Origin of the sequence: Vibrio splendidus 12E03 (assembly GCF_000272105.2) — a bacterium.
Classification (GTDB): domain Bacteria; phylum Pseudomonadota; class Gammaproteobacteria; order Enterobacterales; family Vibrionaceae; genus Vibrio; species Vibrio splendidus_I.
Genome location: NZ_AJZD02000342.1, coordinates 1 through 3,131 on the forward strand (window position 1 = coordinate 1; position 3,131 = coordinate 3,131).

3 protein-coding genes are annotated in these 3,131 nt (G+C 43.4%); all 3 read right to left on the reverse strand.

Features of this window, described 5'->3' with window-relative positions; all coding sequences use genetic code 11:
* Positions 1-774 precede the first annotated feature (774 nt).
* Complete coding sequence (locus tag A142_RS22135; protein WP_019820364.1) at positions 775-987, reverse strand: hypothetical protein; 213 nt, start codon at positions 985-987, stop codon at positions 775-777.
* Positions 988-1,289: 302 nt separating this feature from the next.
* Complete coding sequence (gene mbeA, locus A142_RS25510) at positions 1,290-2,714, reverse strand: plasmid mobilization relaxase MbeA (protein WP_019820366.1); 1,425 nt, start codon at positions 2,712-2,714, stop codon at positions 1,290-1,292.
* Positions 2,704-3,036 carry a MobC family plasmid mobilization relaxosome protein gene (locus tag A142_RS22145; protein ID WP_019820367.1) on the reverse strand — a complete coding sequence of 111 codons (333 nt, stop codon included), beginning with the start codon at positions 3,034-3,036 and terminating at the stop codon, positions 2,704-2,706. Before A142_RS22145 ends, mbeA begins: the two co-directional genes overlap by 11 nt.
* Positions 3,037-3,131 lie beyond the last annotated feature (95 nt).

Sequence of the window (3,131 nt, forward strand, 5' to 3'; positions counted from 1 at the left end):
CAGGTGGGTCCACAACGCTATGGTCGCAATCCATGTTCTACCTACTGGTCAGTAGGTTTTTTTTAGAACTACTTAGTGCCTTCTTCAAGAATGATAACCGAAGCCGTCATTTGTAAATCTACATCAATGTTGATGTCTACATCTGTATTGCAAGATGAGCACAATAGACTTAGAAGGACCGTAAGCAGAGATTCCATAATGATTTTTTTCATTTCGGGCCTCACTTTACAGTTTGGCCTTCATGCCCCACTTACCTAGCATATAGATGCCTTCGCTATTCAGCTCATGGGTTTGTACTCTGTAACTTGATCAGGGCACTGCATGTTGACCGTTGAACACGATGCAGTAGCGACAAAGGAGCCTCCTCCTAACCTACATCCACTGTTGTTGGCTACGATCCTCACCGCAACCAGCGAACTGCCTAAACAGTCCGCTTTCTAAATCAAAAGGAATAGATTTGAAAAGCGAACTGGTTCTTGGGTTAACTACAAGATTAATCAAGTATTGAGGGTATTATAAGCAATTGAATATAAACTGGAATAGCAGATACAAAAAAACCGGCTAGGTAGGCCGGTTCTGTTCCAAAAGTGATAGGTCGTCACTCTTAGATACCAAGAAGCATTAGGTTTTAGCTTCTCAGTTTGTGCACTTAACTCTTAGGTGGAGAGCTTGCAGTGCCCTGATCAAGTTACAATTTAATTATACGAACAAACTGCCTAAAATCAAGCCACTGGATCAAGGTTTATTAAATGTAGTTCCGTTAAATCAACAGGGTTATCGTTCAAGTAGCCCAAGGTACTTCCCAACATCAGAGGATGCCTGAACGAATTTTTTTGCTGTAGCCAGATCCATAACAATTTTTTTGCCATCAACATTTAGATAAATACTATCTTCTTCAAAGAAAGATGAGCGGCCAAACTCTATATCCATCTCCTCTTTCTTGCTCTGACACTTTACCGTTTCTTCAAAAAACATTGTTGTCGCCATATATCCTCTCATTCAAAATTAGTGATGTACTGATCTTTGATGAATAGACTAACAGAAACTAAAGGTTCTCGTTTTTTACTCTAAAAGCGGTGTTCATTATTCCTATTATGTTAAACGGGCGAGTTAGCTATCAAAAACAGCCCTCAGAGCCCCTCAAGCGCTCCTAGTTGCGATTTAGCACACCTGAACAAGGCGATGTGCTTCCATAACGCCTTGTAAGTTTGTGACGCTTTCAGAGCGATTTACAGGGCATAAAAAGCAATTTTCATTTAACCCTTAAAACACAACCAACGCGCCATTTCTTACAAACTCATGCCTCGATCACCGATCTCACGATCAATACTTATCGATTGTTCTTGTTGTAATGCTTTTCCAACTGCAGGAGATGCGCGCTCAAGTGCTCTACTTGCCTGCTCAAGTTGTTGACTTGATGACGGAGTTCTTTGTTCTCTTTCGAGGTAGACTCGAACATTTGTACTAACCCGTTGTAAGACGTTACAAAGTCTTTGTGTTGCTTCTCGTGTTGATTCTGCAAACTGTCGAATGCGCTCAATAGCTGTTGTTCTAATTCCGTCATCGGTTAATAACCCTCTGGTATTCTCCACGGATACACTCCGTTCCTGCCATAGCTTTCCGCCTCTAGATCGATCTTGATACAAAGCTGTTCCTGATCCCCACATGTGCTCATCTGAATTTTTCCGCCCTTCGATTTGAGGTCTTCTAACGTCTTGCTCTGTTGACTGATTTCCAATTGATTCTCGAGAATCGTCTTTCCCTGCCACCAAATCACGCTCGAGCAAGCGACTAACACAAGCACTGCGCTTAATACTATCCAGAGCCAACTTTTCAAAACTAATGCGCTCAAGCGTTGGTTCTGGTCGCGGATGTCGCCTTTGATTTTCTGCTCGCTTGATCTCAACGCCTGTTCGATAGACCTCTCGTGCCTCTCGAATTCGCTCTTGAGACGTAGCTCTGTATCGTGCGCTTGCTGTTTCGATTTCTTCTCGAAGTCCTGCGCCAAACTTAAAATCTTGCTCATAAATCAGCCCTTTCAATCGAATATTTCGACCGCCTTCTGGATCGGATATGGAAATACTTTTTTTGGTTTTTCTGACAACAGAAAAACCAACACCCTCAAGAGCGTCCACTAAATCTTGTCTATTGCTCAACTCACCATTGCCGGCTTTAGATAACAATCCATCAGTGATAGCTCGCGCAGCTTCATGCTTTGACTTGGGTAAATTTCGAGGCGTGGTGAGCTCTCTTTTATTCATGGGATCATCAGGGTCATGGAGTTTTAAAATGGCATTCGTTGCTATCTTCCATGCGTTAATTCTGGGCTTATCAGCCTTTTCAAAATAAGGCTGTAATCTCTTCCCTGATAACAGTTCAACATTAGGAACAACAAAGTTCAGCTCCAAACGCCCCTTATCTTGGTGCTCGACCCAAAGGCATGAATACTGATCCGCATCGAGACCTGGTAACAATGCTTTTTCGAAACTCGACATGATTTTATCTTTGGTAGACCTGGCGAGATCGGCCTCCTCAAATGACAAAACACCAGAGGTATACTTTTTGGCGTATGGACTGGAATCGATTAAATCTTGAATTTCATCAGGGTCACCACGGTCAAGAGTTGCACCGTCACGATCACGTTCTTTCCCAAGTAAATAATCGACAGGACCCGATCCCCTGCCGGCGCCTCGCGCATGAAATTTAACTATCATCGTTCACGTTCTTCTTCGTTCTCATCAAATTCAGTTCACGTTGAAGACTCGATAAAGCGGCAACGATTTGCACGCGATCAACCGGTTTCCAATCCTGACTATTAATCGCCCGTGCAATTTGATTCAAGTTATTACCCATTCCCGAAAGCTGCCTCAATAATGCTGGGTCCACTTTGGGTACCGTATTGGCTCGAGGTACTTTGGCATCCAAACAGTATTCTCGCATCCATTCCGCCAAACGAGGCTTAGAGCTGCGTTTAACTAATGCGTCATATTCAGATTCGTTTGCTCTGATTTTGATTATCTTCTCTCGTTTATCCATGAAAAATCTCCTGACCTCTGAGGGGAGTTGGCTCGGGACGAGGCCACTTCTCGAAGTGGTTAACTGGGGTAAAGGGGGCGTTAGCGCCCCTTTCC

Coding starts and splice junctions, on each gene's coding strand:
- mbeA (WP_019820366.1), bottom strand. CDS start 2,714: ATGATAGTTAAATTTCATGCGCGAGGCGCCGGCAGGGGATCGGGTCCT.
- A142_RS22135 (WP_019820364.1), bottom strand. CDS start 987: ATGGCGACAACAATGTTTTTTGAAGAAACGGTAAAGTGTCAGAGCAAG.
- A142_RS22145 (WP_019820367.1), bottom strand. CDS start 3,036: ATGGATAAACGAGAGAAGATAATCAAAATCAGAGCAAACGAATCTGAA.